We start from the raw sequence: 15,016 nt of genomic DNA, 5'->3' as shown, positions 1-15,016 counted from the left end.
TGGGCGTGGTATCCGACCGGATCTCCGTTGAGGTCAAAGGACACGATACCCGGGTGCTGCTGGTGCATCGCTTGTTGAGTCGCCCGCAGTTGATCGGGACCTCGCGGCATATAACCGGCGCCTACTCCATCGAGGACCTTACTTGGAACGAGAAGACCAATACCCTGCAAGGTCGATCTGAAACCGTTCCGGGGGCTGACTACACGCTCTTCCTCCACCTCCCGCAGGGCACCCCGCCGACTGTGAATGCGACGGCCACGGCCGGCGGCAACCCGCTTACGGTCAGGCAGGAAAGGACAGGGGACCTCTTGTCGGTGACTTTCAAGAGCCAGCAGTCTCCAGTTGTCTGGCAGGCCAGATTTTTTGGAGAAAAGAAACCATAAAATCAATTGTTGAATGTTTAGCTACGGCGCCTTGTCACCGTCGGTTGGAGGATGAGAATAAACGGAGGTGTTTGATGAAGAAAACTCATTTTTTGTCCATTGCTTATATAGTCATTTGCTCTCTTCTGACCTTACCAGCGGCTGGAGCACAAACAGTCGAGTTGAGGTCGCCGGACGGCAGTTTATCTGTGCCGCTTTCTTTCCTGGATTCCGGGAAATATGAGGCAACTGTTATTCAGGATGGTCCTAAGTCAGATTACAGGACCCACATGGAAGACTACAGTGCCGACAAGAAGAATTTGACAGGTTCAGATGTTATAAAGGTCAAGCTGGCGCCAGGCGGTGGCGCATGCGTAATTCTTGCAAGGCAATTATAATAGGATCAGGCCTGTACAACGGCGTCATGGACAACGGCACGCCGTTTCCTGAAAACTCAATCAGCCAACACAGCACATCATGAAACACACGATCAGCAGAAGACGATTTGTCACCACCACCGCCGATTTCAACCAGAAACTGCTGTGGGACAACGAACTCATGAAGGTGACCAACCTCGAAGCCGCCAACGAATGGGTGCGCCGACCCTATCGCAAGGGCTGGTCGCTCTAAATGGAAACATTCCCGTGGCAAACCCACCCGATCCAACCAACAAACTGAAAACAAAAACAAATGAAAAGAATCCTTCCAACCCTCGTGGCCGTCCTGACCACAACCCAGCTGGCTGCTTCCGTCCGCGCGGAACGCAACGATGACGCCGCCGAGAAACTCGGTTGACATCTGGCTCGCCTGCTTCAACCATCCCGGCGTCATGCAGATCATACCACTGCTCGAAAAGCGAATGCGGCTTGGCGAATCCATCATTTGGGATGACAAAAGCCATGTCCTTTATTGGGTGGATGTTGGCTATCCTTCAAAAATCTGGAGATTCGACGAAGCCCGAAAGACCTCTCACAGCATTCCCTACGATGGACTGATCGGCTGTGTCGCGCTGACCCATATTGACGACACGCTCCTGGTGTTGACGAGCAACGGTCTCAAGCTTTGCCATTTTCCCAGCGGGCGAATCGAGCATTTCCTGGACGTGGAACCGGAGTTCCCCACCAACATCTGCAATGACTGCGGCGTGGATGATCGGGGTCGTCTTTGGTTCGGGACAATGGAGAACAACCTGGCCCCTGACAATACAGACCTGCCCATTGGCAAAAAGGGCGGTTTGTACAAACTTTCCAAAAAAACGCTGACCCGCCACGAGAGCGGATTGGGAATTCCGAATACGATGCTGTGGTCACCGGACAACCGGAGCTTTTACCTGGCGGATTCTTTCGAGAGCACGCTTTTCCGTTATGACTACGATGGCGAAACGATCGCCAACAAAACCGTTTTTGCCAAATCGTCAACGGCCGGGTGTCCCGATGGTTCCACCATGGATTGCAGTGGCAATCTTTGGAACTGCCGGTGGGGAGATGCGGCCATTTTTGTCTTCGCCCCCAGCGGGAAGATCGTGCAAACGATTCCGGTGCCCGCATCGCAAGTGACGAGTTGCACATTTGGCGGCCCGAACATGACAACGCTTTATATTACCACCGCGCGGCACACCATGACTTCAGCCGAGGAAGCTCAATATCCTCTCGCCGGGACGGTGTTCAAACTGGAAACCGGTGTCCGGGGCACCACCCGGGGCCGTGTACGAATTGACTAAGAAAGAAACCGGCGCCAGCGGCGCTGCCAAACAATAATGAAAATAGCTAAAATTGAATCCTGGCCCATAAACATTCCATACAAGCACATGGAAAAGAGCGCGTTGGTTGCGCGCTCCGGAGTGACCGATCTCATCATAAAAATTACCACCGATTCGGGCCTGGTCGGCTGGGGCGAGAGTACGCGCGTGGCTGATGTTTTTGGAATTCAAGCCGCCATCAAAGCCATGACGCCCATTGTCCTGGGCCGCTCGCCGTGGAATCGGGAGGCGATTTGCCGGGACATTTTTGACAGCGGTCCGTGGCTGTATCAGGAGATGACGGCGAACCTGGCTTACGCCGGAATTGACATGGCGCTGTGGGATTTGTGCGGCAAGGAAGTTGGCAAGCCTCTTTATCAGTTGTTTGGCGGCGCGATGCGCGAGGAAGTGAATTACTTCTATTACCTCACCTATACGGACCTGGATTCCGTGCGGGCGCAATGTGAGGACGGCGTGAAGAAGGGTTTCAGTGTCTTTTACGTCAAGGTCGGCATCAATGCCGAGTTTGAGGAGCAAATGCTCCGCACCATCCGCCAAACGATCGGCCCCAAGGCCAAGCTGCGGATTGATACGAATCAGGCTTGGAGTCCCTTGATCGCGCGAAGGCTGCTCAATCGGTGGCACGAAATGTTTGACCTGGATTTTGCAGAAGCCCCGACGCGAATCGAGCCGTTGGAGATCATGCACGAATTGAAGCGCCAAACGCCGGTTGCCCTGTGCGCGAACGAGGGAATGTGGCGCGCGGAGGAGGTGCACCGCATCATCGCATCCAGGGCGGTGGATTTTCTCTGTTTCAGCCCTTATTGGGTCGGCTCCATTTCCACTTTTCTGAGGTTGTGCCATCTCGCGGATTTCCACGGAATCCAGGTTGTAAAGCATACGCACGGCGAATACGGAATCGCCGCCGCCGTTTGTCAGCACTTGATGCTCGCCATCCCCAATGCCGCGGAGGGTCACCAACAAACGGCCTACATGATGGCGGGCGACGTCATCAAAGGAGACATTCCTATTTCCACAGGTCCAACCTGGGGCATGATTGAGTCGCCGGGGATAGGATTTGAGGTGGATGAAAAGGCGGTGAAAAAGTATCACGAAGCCTTCCTGAAGGACGGACCTTTCATCATTTACGGAGACAAATTCCCGGTAAAATAAATTACCAATTCAAAGGAGCATCAGCATGGACCTCAAACTCAAAGACCGCGTAGTGTTGATTACGGGCGCTGGACAAGGCATTGGCCGGGCCGGGGTGACCCGTTTTTTGGAGGAGAATGCCATCGTTTACGCCGCCGACGTGAATCGCGAACAGTTGGCCCGCTTGCAGCAGGAATACCCGGCGGACCGGCTCAAGACACTTTATTTCGATGTCACGGACGAGAAATGCGTCGCGAGCGGAGTCGAACAGATCGTTGCGGCTGAAGGGCGCCTGGACGTTTTGTTCCACAATGCAATGAACGCCAAGTACGTGAACAACTGCGACAAGCCGGTCACCGAGCTTCCTGAAGAGGTTTGGATAAACATCAGAACTTTGATTTTGGACGGGACCTTTCACTGTGTGAAGTACGTCGGCCAGGCAATGGAGCGGCAAAAAAGCGGGTCCATAGTTTTGACCACCACCGTGGACGCACTCATCGCCTGTCCGGGCATCAGCGCCTACGTCACCGCCAAGGGAGGAGTCGTGGCACTGGTCCGAGCCGCGGCGACAAGTCTCTCGCCCCGAGGCGTGCGAATCAACTCAATCGCGCCGGGTTTTGTGAAAACGCCCGCGCAGATGAGTTTCATTGACGATCCACAAATTAAGAAACTGCACCTCATGGATGTTGCCGATCCGCTGGAGGTGGCCGATGTCGCGCTCTTCCTAGCCTCCGACGTCTCGCGCCTCATTACCGGAACGACAATTTCCGCGGATTCGGGATATGGGTGTTTTAAAGGCGACATTGCAACCTTCAACCAAACGGTTGCCACTCCTGATTAACGCTTCCAGGCCGCTCAACTCGCACTATGAAACCCTGGCTCCTATCCGCTCTAACGACTCTCGTTTTCTGGGGAGTGTGGGGAGCCTTTACCGGCACCCCGGAGAAGAACGGCTTTCCCGAAACACTCGGTTACGTGGTGTGGTCCGTAACGATGATCCTGCCGGCAATCGTGATGCTCGCGCTGGAGAAATTCCACATTGACCGGCATCGCAAAGCGATCATTTACGGAACGCTCATCGGCGTGACGGGTTGCGGCGGCACGGTTCTGTTGTTCAAAGTGCTTACGATCGGTCCGGCGTACCTCGTCTTTCCCATCATCGCGCTCTCTCCGACGATTACCGTGCTTTTGTCATTCGCCCTGTTGCGCGAGCGAACCGGCAAGTTAGGGGCGCTGGGCATCGTGCTCGCGATTATCAGCGTCCTGTTCTTTTCAGTTCAAGATCCGCAAAAGGGTGAATTTGGTCATGGTTGGCTGCTGATGTCTCTCGTGATAACGGTGGCTTGGGGAGTGCAGGCTTACTATATGAAAGTCGCCAGCCAACACATGAGCTCCGCCAGCATCTGCTTTTACAACACGCTGGCCGCCCTGGCGTTTGTTCCACTCACCCTGTGGATGACGAACTTCCACCAGACCATCAATTGGGGATGGTCCGGGGTGGGTGCCGCAACCGTTATTCAACTGTTAAATGCGATTGGCTTTTGCACATTCGTTTTCGCATTTCGGTACGGAAAAGGCATCATTGTGGCTCCGTTGTGCAATGGCTACCCGGTGATCACGGTTTTGGTTTCGCTGGCTTGGTATAGAACTCTGCCGACATCAATTCAAAGCGTCGCCATTATCCTGGGCATTGGTGGAGCTTTGCTCATGGTGCTGGATGAGGCCCGCCAACCAATGAAAAGTTATTGAATATGCACTCTCAATTGCCCGACCCGATTTTTAAACGCATTCAACAATGTGGCGTTATTGCCGTCCTCGTCATTGAAGACGCGCGGCACGCCGTGCCGCTGGCCAGGGCATTGATCGAAGGAGGCGTCCAGGCCATGGAACTTACACTGCGCACGCCGGCCGCCCTTGAAGCGCTGCGCCTGGTGAAAGCTGAGGTGCCGGAAATGCTCGCCGGGGTCGGCACTGTTATTACACCGGAACAAGTCGCCGACATTGTCCGGCTCAAAGCCGACTTCGCCGTGGCGCCGGGAACCAGCCCGCGCGTGATTGCGGCGGCGCGCGCGCACGGATTGCCGTTTGTGCCGGGAGTCGCGACGCCTTCCGACATCTCCACCGCCGTCGAATTGGGCTGCCGTGAATTAAAATTTTTCCCGGCGGAGCCCAGCGGCGGCATTCCGTATTTGAAGAGCATAGCAGCGCCGTTCGCGCATCTGGGCCTCGGTTTTATTCCCCTCGGCGGTGTGTCGGCGGCGAACCTGAAAAACTACCTGCAAACGCCTTCGATCCTGGCGGTGGGCGGATCGTGGCTGGCGCCGAACCACTTGATTCAAGATGAGGCCTGGGACAAAATCCGCGCGCTCGCGCTAGAAGCGCGAAGTATCGCCGATTCAGTGCGCGGACAAAGCGGGAGCAATTAACATTCAACCTCCGAATTTTATGATCGTCACCTTTGGGGAAATCATGGGCCGTATCGCCCCGCCCGGTTTTCAGCGTCTGCGCCAGGCTTTGCCTGGGACCGTTCAAATTACGTTTGCTGGCGCCGAGGCCAACGCGGCTGTCTCTGTGGCCATGCTGGGCGGGCAGGCCCGCTTCGTCACCGCCTTGCCCGGAAATGCAATTGCCGACGCTTGCATTGACCGGCTTCGCGGGTTGGGGGTGGATACTCGCCACGTTCTGCGCACGAAAGAGGGACGGCTGGGTTTTTATTTTCTCGAAACGGGCGCCAACCAACGAGCGAGCCAAGTGATCTATGATCGGGAGGGCGCCAGCGTTTCGTTGACTCCGGCGGGCTCCTACCCGTGGCCGGAAATCTTCAAAGACGCCCAATGGTTTCATATCTCGGGCATTACTCCGGCCATCTCGCGAATGGCGGCAGAGGCCGCATTGACGGCGGTGCAGGCCGCCAAAAAGGCCGGTGCGACGGTTTCCTGCGATCTGAACTTTCGTCAAAAATTGTGGCGCTGGGATGCTTCCCAGAAACCGCAAGAGCTGGCGGAAACCACCATGCGCGGATTGCTGCGTTACACCGACGTCATCATTGCCAACGAAGAGGATTGCGGCGATGTGCTCGGCATCCGCGCGGGCGCTACGGACGTCCATGCGGGCAAGCTGGAAATTGGCCGTTATGCGGACGTCGCCCGGCAAGTAACAAGGCAGTTTCCAAACGCGGGCAGGGTGGCGATCACATTGCGCGAAAGCCTTTCGGCGTCGCACAACAACTGGGGGGCGATGCTCTACGTTGCCAAGGAAGATCAGGCGCATTTTGCTCCGAAATCGGGTGACGAATACCGGCCTTACGAGATTCGAAACATAGTGGACCGGGTGGGCGCGGGCGATTCCTTCGCCGGCGGGTTGATTTTTGCCCTCACCACGCCAGAACTGAGCGAACCGCAAACCGCTTTGCGCTTCGCCACGGCGGCCTCATGCCTCGCTCACTCCGTGGAGGGGGATTTCAACTTTGTCAGCCGCCAGGAGGTCGAAGCGTTGATGGGCGGTTCCGCCTCGGGCAGAGTGGTGCGCTGATCCCTGCGAAACTGGTTTTGACTCCTGCAAAAGGCTTCTTGTTGCTGACAAATTGCCGCGCACATTCTTTGGCAGGTCGCCTTCTTCTGCTTGCATTGGAGGGGCGCCATTACTCCGAACGCGAGCGGTGCACCATGCTCGACATGGTGGATTTGTTCCGAGAGAAAGAAACCCGCGATGAACTGGGGCTGGCTTCCGTGCGGGATTCCTTCGCCGATCAGCTTTTTCCAGGGACCAGCACGATCCAAACGCGGGCGCGATACTTCCTGCTTGTGGCATGGACCTATCAGGCTTTGGAGGCCATGCGGATAGGTTCGACCCCAATTTCGGAGCGGGCGCGACGGGCCGAAACCGCCTTGATCGAAGCCATCGAGCGCTCCGACGACAAGGAGGGAAACATTGGCAAGTATGCACGCAGCGCCCTCAAGAGACTGCCTAGCAGCGTGTATTGGCAGGGCCTCGGGGTTTGGGGAATCCGCGCCTTTCAGGGATCCTTGGCCCAATATCACAGGAGTTTTGAAAGGCACCATAACCGGCGGGAACATCACCTTGCCCGGAAATCGGAACGGGACGAGGAGCACGATGACCTGCTGACACCCAACTGGCATGGAGGCTTGCCCAAGCGGCCTGATGGATTTCCCGAAGCCTGTTCGTTGCGCCTGTCATCCGAAGATGCGGACTGCTGCGGAGAAACCTCAAACACCACCTGGGACATCTTCGGAGGCGCTCTCGCCGTCTTTTATGGCCAACATATGGTATCGCGCGGGAAACCCGATTTCCATAACTCGCTGATTACAAAAGTACCCCGGCTTGGATTCGAACCAAGGACCAATTGATTAAGAGTCAACTGCTCTACCAACTGAGCTACCGAGGCGTTATACTTTGCCGCCGCCGCTGCGGCGACGCCGGAGGTTTAGCAAGTCTCGCGGCGAGGGCAACGGTAAAATGTGACGGATTCGCGCATTATCTTCATCGAGACAATGTCATGGACAAACCGGCGCTTTGGGCCAACACAGCCATCGGCCCATGAACCTTTTTCACGAATCCCGCCTCACGCTGCGGCTGGCGCTGCCGCTGATGATCGGGCAGCTCAGCCAGATGCTGATGGGTGTGGTGGACACCCTGATGGTCGGGCACCTGGGGGTGGCGGACTTGGCGGCGCTGACCTTTGCGAACTCGCTGTTTCACGTGCCGTTCGTGTTCGGGATCGGCCTGTTGACGGGGATTTCCGTCTTCACCTCGAACTCGCGCGGGGCGAATGACGCCCCGGGTGCTCGCGGGAGCTGCCGCCACGGGCTGTATCTGGCAACGGCGCTGGGATTGGTGCTGTTCGGGATTTCCTGGCTCGTTTCGATGAACCTCGATTTCTTCGGCCAGCCCGCCGCGGTGGCCGTACGGACGACGGTGTTTTTTCAAATCATCATGGCCTCGGTAATTCCGGCGCTGGCGTCGATCGCGTTGAAAAACCATGCCGACGCGTTGAACCGGCCGTGGCCGCCGTTCTGGATTTTCCTCGGCGGCGTGGGACTGAATGTGGGGCTGAACTGGGTGATGATTTACGGTAATTTCGGATGCCCGGCTCTCGGCTTCGAGGGCGCGGCGTGGGCGACTCTGATTTCCCGCACCGCCATCCTGCTGGCGATGATTGGCTGGCTGTTGCGGGCCAAGGACTTGCGCGAATGGGTGCCTTACCGCTGGTTCCGCACGCCGGACTTCGGGGATCTCCGGCGCTTGCTGTCGGTCGGGCTGCCGGCGAGCATCCAGATGATTTTTGAGGTTTCCGCGTTCTCGCTGGCCGGGCTGATCATGGGGAGCTTCGGACCGGACGCGATGGCGGCCCATCAGATCGCGATCACTCTGGCGGCGACGGCGTTCATGATTCCGCTCGGGCTTTCGATGGCGCTCACCGTCCGGATCGGCGAGGCCCATGGCGCGGGTGAGCTGACGCGGTTGCGCCCGATCGCGATCTCGGGCTGGTTGCTCAGCGGCGGCTGGTCGCTGGTCGCCGCAGCTTGTTTCCTGATTTTCGGAAAATTCCTTGCCTCGCTTTTCATCGACGCGCCTGCGGTGGTCGCGCTGGCGGCTTCAATGCTGGTGATCGTCGGCGTTTTCCAACTGGTTGACAGTCTTCAGGTGGTGTCATCGGCGATGCTGCGCGGCCTGCATGACGCGCGGGTGCCGGCGGTGATGGGGTTCGCGTCGTATTGGCTCGTGGGACTGCCCGTAGGCGCGGGCTTGGCGTTCGGGCTGGAGCTCGGAGCGACCGGCGTTTGGTGGGGCTTGGCGGCGGGGCTTTTCGTCGCCTGCGTCACTTTGAGCCCGCGCCTGTGGAGGAGCACCGGGAAGACGGCCAGCCGGGCATGATTCGTTAGGGAGTTTCTGCCGGGTAGCGGGCGCCTTGCCATCCGCGGATTCCGCCATTCACTCCACCGATTTCGCTTCCGGGCGACTCTCCCCTTGAAAACCCTTCCCTCCCTGTTTATTCCTCGCGCGGACTGCAAAGCAGCCTGCTCCTTATTGCCATGAATGCCCTCACCCATTGCCTCGATACTTACTGGTCCTCCTCCATCGGGAAAAAGCTCGTCGTCGCCATCACCGGAATCGTTCTTGTCCTCTTTCTCGCCGGTCACCTGATTGGAAACCTGGTGGTGTTCCTGGGAGCCGAGCCGTTCAACGAATACGCGTATTTCCTCCATCACATGCTCCACGGCGCGGGCATCTGGGCCTTCCGCGCGGTCATGCTGGTGATGATCGCCGCCCACATCGCCGCCACGGTGGCGCTCACCCGCCAGAACCGCGCCGCCCGCCAGGCCTACGAGCGCAAGGCGACCCTCCAGGCCTCGAAATCCTCGCGGACGATGATTCTCTCCGGCCTGACCATCCTGGCGTTCGTGATCTATCACATGCTCCACTTCACCGCCCGCGTCGGCAACGAATACAACTCGCTGGCCCGCTACAAGACCACCATCCCCGGCGTCGAGAAAGAGGTTCACAACGCCTGGCTGATGGTCATCGACGGCTTCAACTGGTGGCCAGCGTCGGTCTTCTACGTCATCGCCATGACGCTGCTCTGCTCGCACCTGATGCACGGCGTCGGCTCGATTTTCCAAACCCTCGGTTTCCGTTCCCAAAAGGCCGCCGGACTCATCAAGTTGATTTCCGTCGGCTACAGCTTGTTCATCTGGGTCGGCTTCGTCTCGATCCCGGTCGCAATCCTGATCTTCGGCTTCGGCCGCTGAAATTCCCCTCCTGTCTTCCAACCACTCCGCACCATGTCCATCGTCCTCGACAGCAAAATCCCGTCCGGCCCGCTTGATCAGAAATGGTCCAAGCACAAAATGGACTCCAAGCTCATCAACCCGGCGAACAAGCGGAAATTCACCGTCATCATCGTCGGCTCCGGCCTCGCCGGTGGTTCCGCCGCCGCCTCGCTTGCGGAGATGGGCTATCAGGTGAAGTGCTTCTGCTACCAAGACAGCCCGCGCCGCGCCCACTCCATCGCCGCGCAGGGCGGCATCAACGCCGCCAAGAACTACCAGAACGACGGCGACTCGGTGCGCCGCCTGTTTTACGACACGATCAAGGGCGGCGACTTCCGCGCTCGCGAAGGCAACGTCTATCGCCTCGCCGAGGTTTCCAACTCCATCATCGACCAGTGCGTCGCCCAGGGCGTGCCCTTCGCCCGCGAATACGGCGGCCTGCTCGACAACCGCTCCTTCGGCGGCTCGCAGGTTTCCCGCACCTTCTACGCCCGCGGCCAGACAGGACAACAGCTCCTGATCGGATGCTATCAGGCACTTGAAAAGGAAATCCACAAGGGCGGCGTGAAGATGTATCCGCGCACCGAGATGCTCGACCTCGTGCTGGTCAACGGCCACGCCAAGGGCATCGTCGTCCGCGACCTCAACACCGGCGCGATCTCGACCCACGCCGCGGACGCGGTCATCCTCGCCACCGGCGGCTACGGCAACGTCTTCTTCCTCTCGACCAACGCGATGGGCTGCAACGTCACCGGAGCCTGGCGCGCCGCCCGCCGCGGCGCGTATTTCGCCAATCCCTGCTACACCCAGATCCACCCGACCTGCATCCCGGTCAGCGGCGACTATCAGTCCAAGCTCACCCTGATGTCCGAGTCGCTCCGCAACGACGGCCGCATCTGGGCTCCCAAGACCAAGGAGATCGCCGCGAAAATCCGCGCCAAGCAGCTCAACCCCAACGACGTCCCCGAGGACGACCGCGACTACTTCCTGGAGCGGAAATACCCGTCCTTCGGCAACCTCGCGCCGCGCGACATTTCCTCCCGCGCCGCCAAGGAAGCCTGCGACGACGGCCGCGGCATCGCCCCGACCGGCCTCGGCGTCTATCTGGACTTCCGGGACGCCACCAAGCGCCTCGGCGAGGCCACCATCCGCGCCCGCTACGGCAACCTCTTCCAGATGTACGAGAAAATCGCCGGCGAGGATCCTTACAAGCTGCCGATGATGATCTATCCGGCCGTCCACTACACCATGGGCGGCCTTTGGGTGGACTACAACCTGATGTCCAACGTCCCCGGCCTGCACGTGCTCGGCGAGGCGAATTTCTCCGACCACGGCGCGAACCGCCTGGGAGCCTCAGCCCTGATGCAGGGTCTGGCAGACGGTTATTTCGTCCTGCCCACCACCATCGCCAACTACCTCGTCACCCAGAAACCCGGCAGCGTCACCACCGACATGCCCGAGTTCAAACAGACCGAGGCGGAGACCCGCGAGCGCGTCAACAAGATGCTCGCCATCCAAGGCAAGCGCACGGTGGATTCCTTCCACCGCGAGCTCGGCCTGACCATGTGGGACAAATGCGGCATGGCCCGCTCCCGCGAGGGACTCACCGAGGCGCTTGAGAAAATCCCGCAGATCCGCGAGGAATTCTGGCAGAACGTCCTCATCCCCGGCTCCGGTGCCAACGCCAACATGGAGCTCGAAAAAGCCGGCCGCGTCGCCGACTTCCTGGAGTTCGGCGAGATCATGTGCCACGACGCGCTTGACCGCGAGGAGTCCTGCGGCGGCCACTTCCGCACCGAGCACCAGTTCTTCGAAAACGACCCCGAGGTCGTCGCCGGCAGCACCCAGGCCGGCGAGGCCAAGCGTGACGACGAGCATTTCTCGCACGTCTCCGCCTGGGAATACAATGGCGAGGGCAAGGCGCCCACGCTGCACAAGGAGTCCCTCGTTTACGAGGAAGTACACGTCTCCATCCGCAGCTACGCGTAAGCGCTAACATCCCGGGCGATGCAAGGCGGTTAAACGAACGACGAAGCCCGGACTACATCACTGGGGCGAACGCGGACGGGTCACACCGGTTGCCGGTGCGGACGCCCTAACGCGGCTTGAATGGAAGGTCGTGCGCGACGGCCACCTCCTTGCAGGCGACCGCGCCGTCCATCACGTTGATTCCACCGGCGAGCGCGGGCTGGCGCTGGCAGGCTTCGGTTAGTCCATGGTTCGCAAGCAGCTCGATGTAGGGGTGGGTTACATTGACGAGCGCCTGGGTGGCGGTCCGCGCGTAGGCGCCGGGCATGTTCGCCACGCAGTAATGGGTGACCCCTCCTCGACATAGGTCGGATCATGATGGGTGGTGGGCCTCGTGGTTTCAGCACAGCCTCCCTGATCGACCGCGATGTCCACGAGCACGCTGCCGGGCCTCATGCAGCGCAGCATTTCCCGGCTGATGAGTCTCGGCGCCTTGGCTCCCGGCACCAGCACCGCGCCGATGAGCAGGTCCACCTTTGGCAGCAACTCCATCAGATGCGTCTCGTTGGAGAAAAGCGTGTGGGCGGAATGCAGCGAAATGTCGAGGAAGCGCATCCGTTCGAGATCCACTTCCAGAATCGTGACATCGGCGCCAAGGCCGGTGGCCATGCGCGCCGCGTTCACCCCGGCGACTCCGCCTTCTTGCCGCGAGCCTGGGCTTGGGCCTTGATGGCGGCCTTGACCGCGTTGAGCCGCTCGGGCCAGACAAAGGCAGGGGCCTTGGAGGGATCGTAGCCGGCGAGATGGCCGTGAAGGCGGGTGGCGGGTTTGGTGTATTTGAATTCGGTGTCCGCGAAGACTTCCCGGCACAGGCCCGCGAGCTTGGGGTCCTATTCCAGCAGCTCGACGCGGGTGTTCACATGGTTGTGGTCGTGATCGTTCTCGCGGTTGTCGTCGAACCACGATTGCACGCCCTCGGCGAAATATTCGCAGTAGTTGACGCTGGCGTATTTGCCTTTCCACAAACCCTCCTTCATGGCCGCGTCGTAGGCCTGCCTGATACGGACGTCGAAGGTGGGATCGACGTTGTTCAATCCGCGCAGGTGGATGTTGTGGGCGAACTCGTGGATCAGGATGTTTTCCTTCTCATAGGGATCTCCGGGATAGCCTAGCATGTTTTCCTCGGCGCAGGTGCAGTAAGGATCGGTGGTGCTGCCGCCGGTGCCGCGGGCGCGGCCGTCCCAGTAATCCTTGCCGGAAAACGTTTCGAAACCGCGCATCGGTTGCGAGGCCACGATGGGAAATCCGCGAAGCCATTCGATTTGGGTGTAGAACGCCGGGATGCCGTCTTTCCCCGCAGGATCGAAACGGAACGCCTGGTGGGTCACCTGCGAGGTGACGCTGGCCTCCGTCCGGTCGTCGCGCCCCACCATCAGAAACCGGTGGCCGTGGCTGGTGGTGATGGTGTCCCGCCCAGGGGCGACGACTCAGTTAGAAACCCGTTCGTTTTCCGACTTCATCCAGAACACATCAATGGTCTGCGGGCTGCCGTTCAGGATCTGCAGCCGCGGGCGCTCCTCGCAAAACGCCTGGTTGCACGAGAGCGCCACCGCGGCAAACGCGGTGATGCATCGATGAAAACGCGGACGCCGGAGCCGGGCGGATCGAATGGATGGCTTTTCCATCGCCTCGTTACGACAGCGGAATTCCCCACCTTGCAGCGGGTTTACGGTATGATATCGTCAGAGCACCGGACTTCCGGAAACTTTCTTCAGCAAAAAAGGCTGCCGGGAAACTCCCGGCAGCCTTTTGAATTTTCCAGGGAAAGCGGATGCTTATTCGCCCGGCTGTGGGCCGCCTTGTGGCATTGGGAACGGCATGCCGCCTTCAGGAGCTGCGGGAGCGTCCTGGATCTTGACGAGCTCCAATTCGAAGATCAAAACGCTGTTCGGAGCGATCTCCGCGCTGCGGCGCTCTTCGCCGTAGGCAAGGTCGCTCGGCATGAAGATCTTCCACTTGGCGCCGACCGGCATGGTGGTGAGGGCTTCCTTGAAACCTGGAACCACTTGAAGGGTCATCGGCACTGGCTCGCCGGCGGGCGAGGCGTCGAATTCCTTGCCGTCGATGAGCGTGCCCTTGTAGTGAACGAGGAATTGCTTCTCAGCTGCAGCCTTGTCGCCTTCCTTGGGAGCGACGTATTTCTCGCTGCCACCCTTGGTGATGACTTCGTATTGAAGACCGCTCTTGGTGGTGGTGACACCTTCGCGCTTGGCGTTTTCAGCGAGGAATTTCTTGCCGGCTTCGAGGTTGGCGGCGGCTTTTTCCTTTTCGCGGCCTTGGAGCATCTCACCGAGAGCTTCCATGGCGGCTTGGAGTTTCGCTTCTTCGAGTTCCGGCTTGCCGCCCTTGATGGCTGCCATGAATCCCTTGAGGAAGGTTTCAGGATCGAGATCGTCGGCACCCACGCCGAACTTGCCGAACTGCTGGGCGAAACCGCCGCCGGTGCGGAAACCGAGGGCGTAGGAGGAGTCCGACTTGATCACGGCGGGATCGAGCTTGGGTTTGGCCGGGGCTTCGATGGCGGGCGTGACAGCTTCTGTCTTGGCAGGTGCTGCACCGGCTGCTGGCTTGTTGGCTTCGGCGGCGAAAGCGGAGGCGATGAGGCCGAGGGCCAGTGCGCCAGGGATGAATTTACGGATCATAGTGTATTGGTGGAAGAGCGGGAAAACTAGGCAAGAGATGCGAACCTGTCCAGAACGGGTTTTCGGGGGGGGGGAATCCCACGGCGGATTTTTAAAAATCGGCAAAAATCTGGTTTTTAGCTGATTGAGCCAAATTACTGAACATGTTCTGCGCCTTCGGGCACAACTCGCGCATGGCCACATCCTGCTACCGCGTCCCGGCAGTGTCCGAACAGCATGTCCTTGAGCATGTGCGCGTTCGATTGATCGATCCTGACGATGCCATCGAACGTGATCGTTACCGCGCGCTCATCGAAAAACATC

The 15,016-nt window shown here is 59.2% G+C and carries 15 protein-coding genes, 1 tRNA gene and 1 pseudogene; 13 read left to right on the top strand and 4 right to left on the bottom strand.

All coding sequences use genetic code 11. The features are described 5' to 3' along the window. The 10 genes from AC4DF4_RS14405 to AC4DF4_RS14360 all read left to right on the top strand — a co-directional run. The coding region (locus AC4DF4_RS14405) for a hypothetical protein (RefSeq protein WP_490048805.1) at positions 1 to 383 on the top strand (383 nt) is incomplete at its 5' end. 74 nt (positions 384 to 457) lie between these two features. Beyond that, positions 458 to 760, top strand: a complete 303-nt coding sequence (locus tag AC4DF4_RS14400) for a glycoside hydrolase family 97 C-terminal domain-containing protein (protein ID WP_490048804.1) — start codon at positions 458 to 460, stop codon at positions 758 to 760. A gap of 79 nt (positions 761 to 839) precedes the next feature. Further along, positions 840 to 992: a hypothetical protein gene (locus AC4DF4_RS14395; protein ID WP_490048803.1), complete on the top strand. Its 153-nt coding sequence runs from the start codon at positions 840 to 842 to the stop codon at positions 990 to 992. A gap of 199 nt (positions 993 to 1,191) precedes the next feature. Beyond that, complete coding sequence (locus AC4DF4_RS14390; RefSeq protein WP_490048802.1) at positions 1,192 to 2,082, top strand: SMP-30/gluconolactonase/LRE family protein; 891 nt, start codon at positions 1,192 to 1,194, stop codon at positions 2,080 to 2,082. A gap of 87 nt (positions 2,083 to 2,169) precedes the next feature. Continuing rightward, positions 2,170 to 3,273 carry a mandelate racemase/muconate lactonizing enzyme family protein gene (locus tag AC4DF4_RS14385; protein ID WP_490048801.1) on the top strand — a complete coding sequence of 368 codons (1,104 nt, stop codon included), beginning with the start codon at positions 2,170 to 2,172 and terminating at the stop codon, positions 3,271 to 3,273. Positions 3,274 to 3,298: 25 nt separating this feature from the next. Beyond that, positions 3,299 to 4,093, top strand: a complete 795-nt coding sequence (locus tag AC4DF4_RS14380) for an SDR family NAD(P)-dependent oxidoreductase (RefSeq protein ID WP_490048800.1) — start codon at positions 3,299 to 3,301, stop codon at positions 4,091 to 4,093. 26 nt (positions 4,094 to 4,119) lie between these two features. Beyond that, the gene (locus AC4DF4_RS14375; RefSeq protein WP_490048799.1) at positions 4,120 to 5,001 is read left to right on the top strand and encodes an EamA family transporter; all 882 of its coding nucleotides are present in this window, start codon (positions 4,120 to 4,122) and stop codon (positions 4,999 to 5,001) included. Between the two features lie 2 nt (positions 5,002 to 5,003). Further along, positions 5,004 to 5,678 (top strand): bifunctional 4-hydroxy-2-oxoglutarate aldolase/2-dehydro-3-deoxy-phosphogluconate aldolase, encoded by a 675-nt coding sequence (locus tag AC4DF4_RS14370; protein ID WP_490048798.1) that lies wholly within the window; start codon positions 5,004 to 5,006, stop codon positions 5,676 to 5,678. Positions 5,679 to 5,697: 19 nt separating this feature from the next. Beyond that, positions 5,698 to 6,783: a PfkB family carbohydrate kinase gene (locus AC4DF4_RS14365; protein ID WP_490048797.1), complete on the top strand. Its 1,086-nt coding sequence runs from the start codon at positions 5,698 to 5,700 to the stop codon at positions 6,781 to 6,783. Continuing rightward, positions 6,684 to 7,619 (top strand): DUF6361 family protein, encoded by a 936-nt coding sequence (locus AC4DF4_RS14360; protein WP_490048796.1) that lies wholly within the window; start codon positions 6,684 to 6,686, stop codon positions 7,617 to 7,619. The genes AC4DF4_RS14365 and AC4DF4_RS14360 overlap by 100 nt, the downstream gene beginning before the upstream one ends. On the opposite strand, the gene AC4DF4_RS14355 is transcribed toward AC4DF4_RS14360, so the two are convergent. After that, positions 7,585 to 7,657: transfer RNA gene (locus AC4DF4_RS14355), tRNA-Lys, on the bottom strand. The two genes, AC4DF4_RS14360 and AC4DF4_RS14355, sit on opposite strands and share 35 nt — an antisense overlap. A gap of 152 nt (positions 7,658 to 7,809) precedes the next feature. On the opposite strand from AC4DF4_RS14355, the gene AC4DF4_RS14350 reads away from it, so the two are divergent. The 3 genes from AC4DF4_RS14350 (at position 7,810) to AC4DF4_RS14340 (ending at position 12,032) form a co-directional block, all read left to right on the top strand. Then, positions 7,810 to 9,147 (top strand): MATE family efflux transporter, encoded by a 1,338-nt coding sequence (locus AC4DF4_RS14350; RefSeq protein ID WP_490048795.1) that lies wholly within the window; start codon positions 7,810 to 7,812, stop codon positions 9,145 to 9,147. A 158-nt stretch (positions 9,148 to 9,305) separates the two neighbouring features. Continuing rightward, positions 9,306 to 10,022: a succinate dehydrogenase cytochrome b subunit gene (locus tag AC4DF4_RS14345; RefSeq protein ID WP_490048794.1), complete on the top strand. Its 717-nt coding sequence runs from the start codon at positions 9,306 to 9,308 to the stop codon at positions 10,020 to 10,022. Positions 10,023 to 10,061: 39 nt separating this feature from the next. Then, entirely contained in the window at positions 10,062 to 12,032 is a 1,971-nt protein-coding gene (locus AC4DF4_RS14340; protein ID WP_490048806.1) for a fumarate reductase/succinate dehydrogenase flavoprotein subunit, read from the top strand. Positions 12,033 to 12,138: 106 nt separating this feature from the next. On the opposite strand, the pseudogene AC4DF4_RS14335 reads toward AC4DF4_RS14340, so the two are convergent. From AC4DF4_RS14335 to AC4DF4_RS14325, 3 genes and pseudogenes are all read right to left on the bottom strand, one after another. Continuing rightward, positions 12,139 to 12,680 (bottom strand): annotated as a pseudogene (locus AC4DF4_RS14335) (alanine dehydrogenase). Positions 12,681 to 12,901: 221 nt separating this feature from the next. Beyond that, positions 12,902 to 13,444, bottom strand: coding sequence for a hypothetical protein (locus AC4DF4_RS14330; RefSeq protein ID WP_490048793.1), 543 nt, complete (start codon positions 13,442 to 13,444; stop codon positions 12,902 to 12,904). A gap of 402 nt (positions 13,445 to 13,846) precedes the next feature. Continuing rightward, a complete protein-coding gene (locus AC4DF4_RS14325) occupies positions 13,847 to 14,713 on the bottom strand; it encodes an FKBP-type peptidyl-prolyl cis-trans isomerase N-terminal domain-containing protein (RefSeq protein ID WP_490048792.1) in 867 nt (288 codons plus the stop codon). Positions 14,714 to 15,016 lie beyond the last annotated feature (303 nt).

This window comes from Luteolibacter sp., from assembly GCF_058122085.1.
Note: the sequence above shows the minus strand (reverse complement) of the source record. Positions and strands in the feature narration are given on the sequence as shown.

What these genes read in the sequence shown, in the direction of transcription:
- AC4DF4_RS14400 (WP_490048804.1), top strand. Translation starts at nt 458, where the DNA reads ATGAAGAAAACTCATTTTTTGTCCATTGCTTATATAGTCATTTGCTCT.
- AC4DF4_RS14395 (WP_490048803.1), top strand. Translation starts at nt 840, where the DNA reads ATGAAACACACGATCAGCAGAAGACGATTTGTCACCACCACCGCCGAT.
- AC4DF4_RS14390 (WP_490048802.1), top strand. Translation starts at nt 1,192, where the DNA reads ATGCAGATCATACCACTGCTCGAAAAGCGAATGCGGCTTGGCGAATCC.
- AC4DF4_RS14385 (WP_490048801.1), top strand. Translation starts at nt 2,170, where the DNA reads ATGGAAAAGAGCGCGTTGGTTGCGCGCTCCGGAGTGACCGATCTCATC.
- AC4DF4_RS14380 (WP_490048800.1), top strand. Translation starts at nt 3,299, where the DNA reads ATGGACCTCAAACTCAAAGACCGCGTAGTGTTGATTACGGGCGCTGGA.
- AC4DF4_RS14375 (WP_490048799.1), top strand. Translation starts at nt 4,120, where the DNA reads ATGAAACCCTGGCTCCTATCCGCTCTAACGACTCTCGTTTTCTGGGGA.
- AC4DF4_RS14370 (WP_490048798.1), top strand. Translation starts at nt 5,004, where the DNA reads ATGCACTCTCAATTGCCCGACCCGATTTTTAAACGCATTCAACAATGT.
- AC4DF4_RS14365 (WP_490048797.1), top strand. Translation starts at nt 5,698, where the DNA reads ATGATCGTCACCTTTGGGGAAATCATGGGCCGTATCGCCCCGCCCGGT.
- AC4DF4_RS14360 (WP_490048796.1), top strand. Translation starts at nt 6,684, where the DNA reads ATGCCTCGCTCACTCCGTGGAGGGGGATTTCAACTTTGTCAGCCGCCA.
- AC4DF4_RS14350 (WP_490048795.1), top strand. Translation starts at nt 7,810, where the DNA reads ATGAACCTTTTTCACGAATCCCGCCTCACGCTGCGGCTGGCGCTGCCG.
- AC4DF4_RS14345 (WP_490048794.1), top strand. Translation starts at nt 9,306, where the DNA reads ATGAATGCCCTCACCCATTGCCTCGATACTTACTGGTCCTCCTCCATC.
- AC4DF4_RS14330 (WP_490048793.1), bottom strand. Translation starts at nt 13,444, where the DNA reads ATGGTGGGGCGCGACGACCGGACGGAGGCCAGCGTCACCTCGCAGGTG.
- AC4DF4_RS14325 (WP_490048792.1), bottom strand. Translation starts at nt 14,713, where the DNA reads ATGATCCGTAAATTCATCCCTGGCGCACTGGCCCTCGGCCTCATCGCC.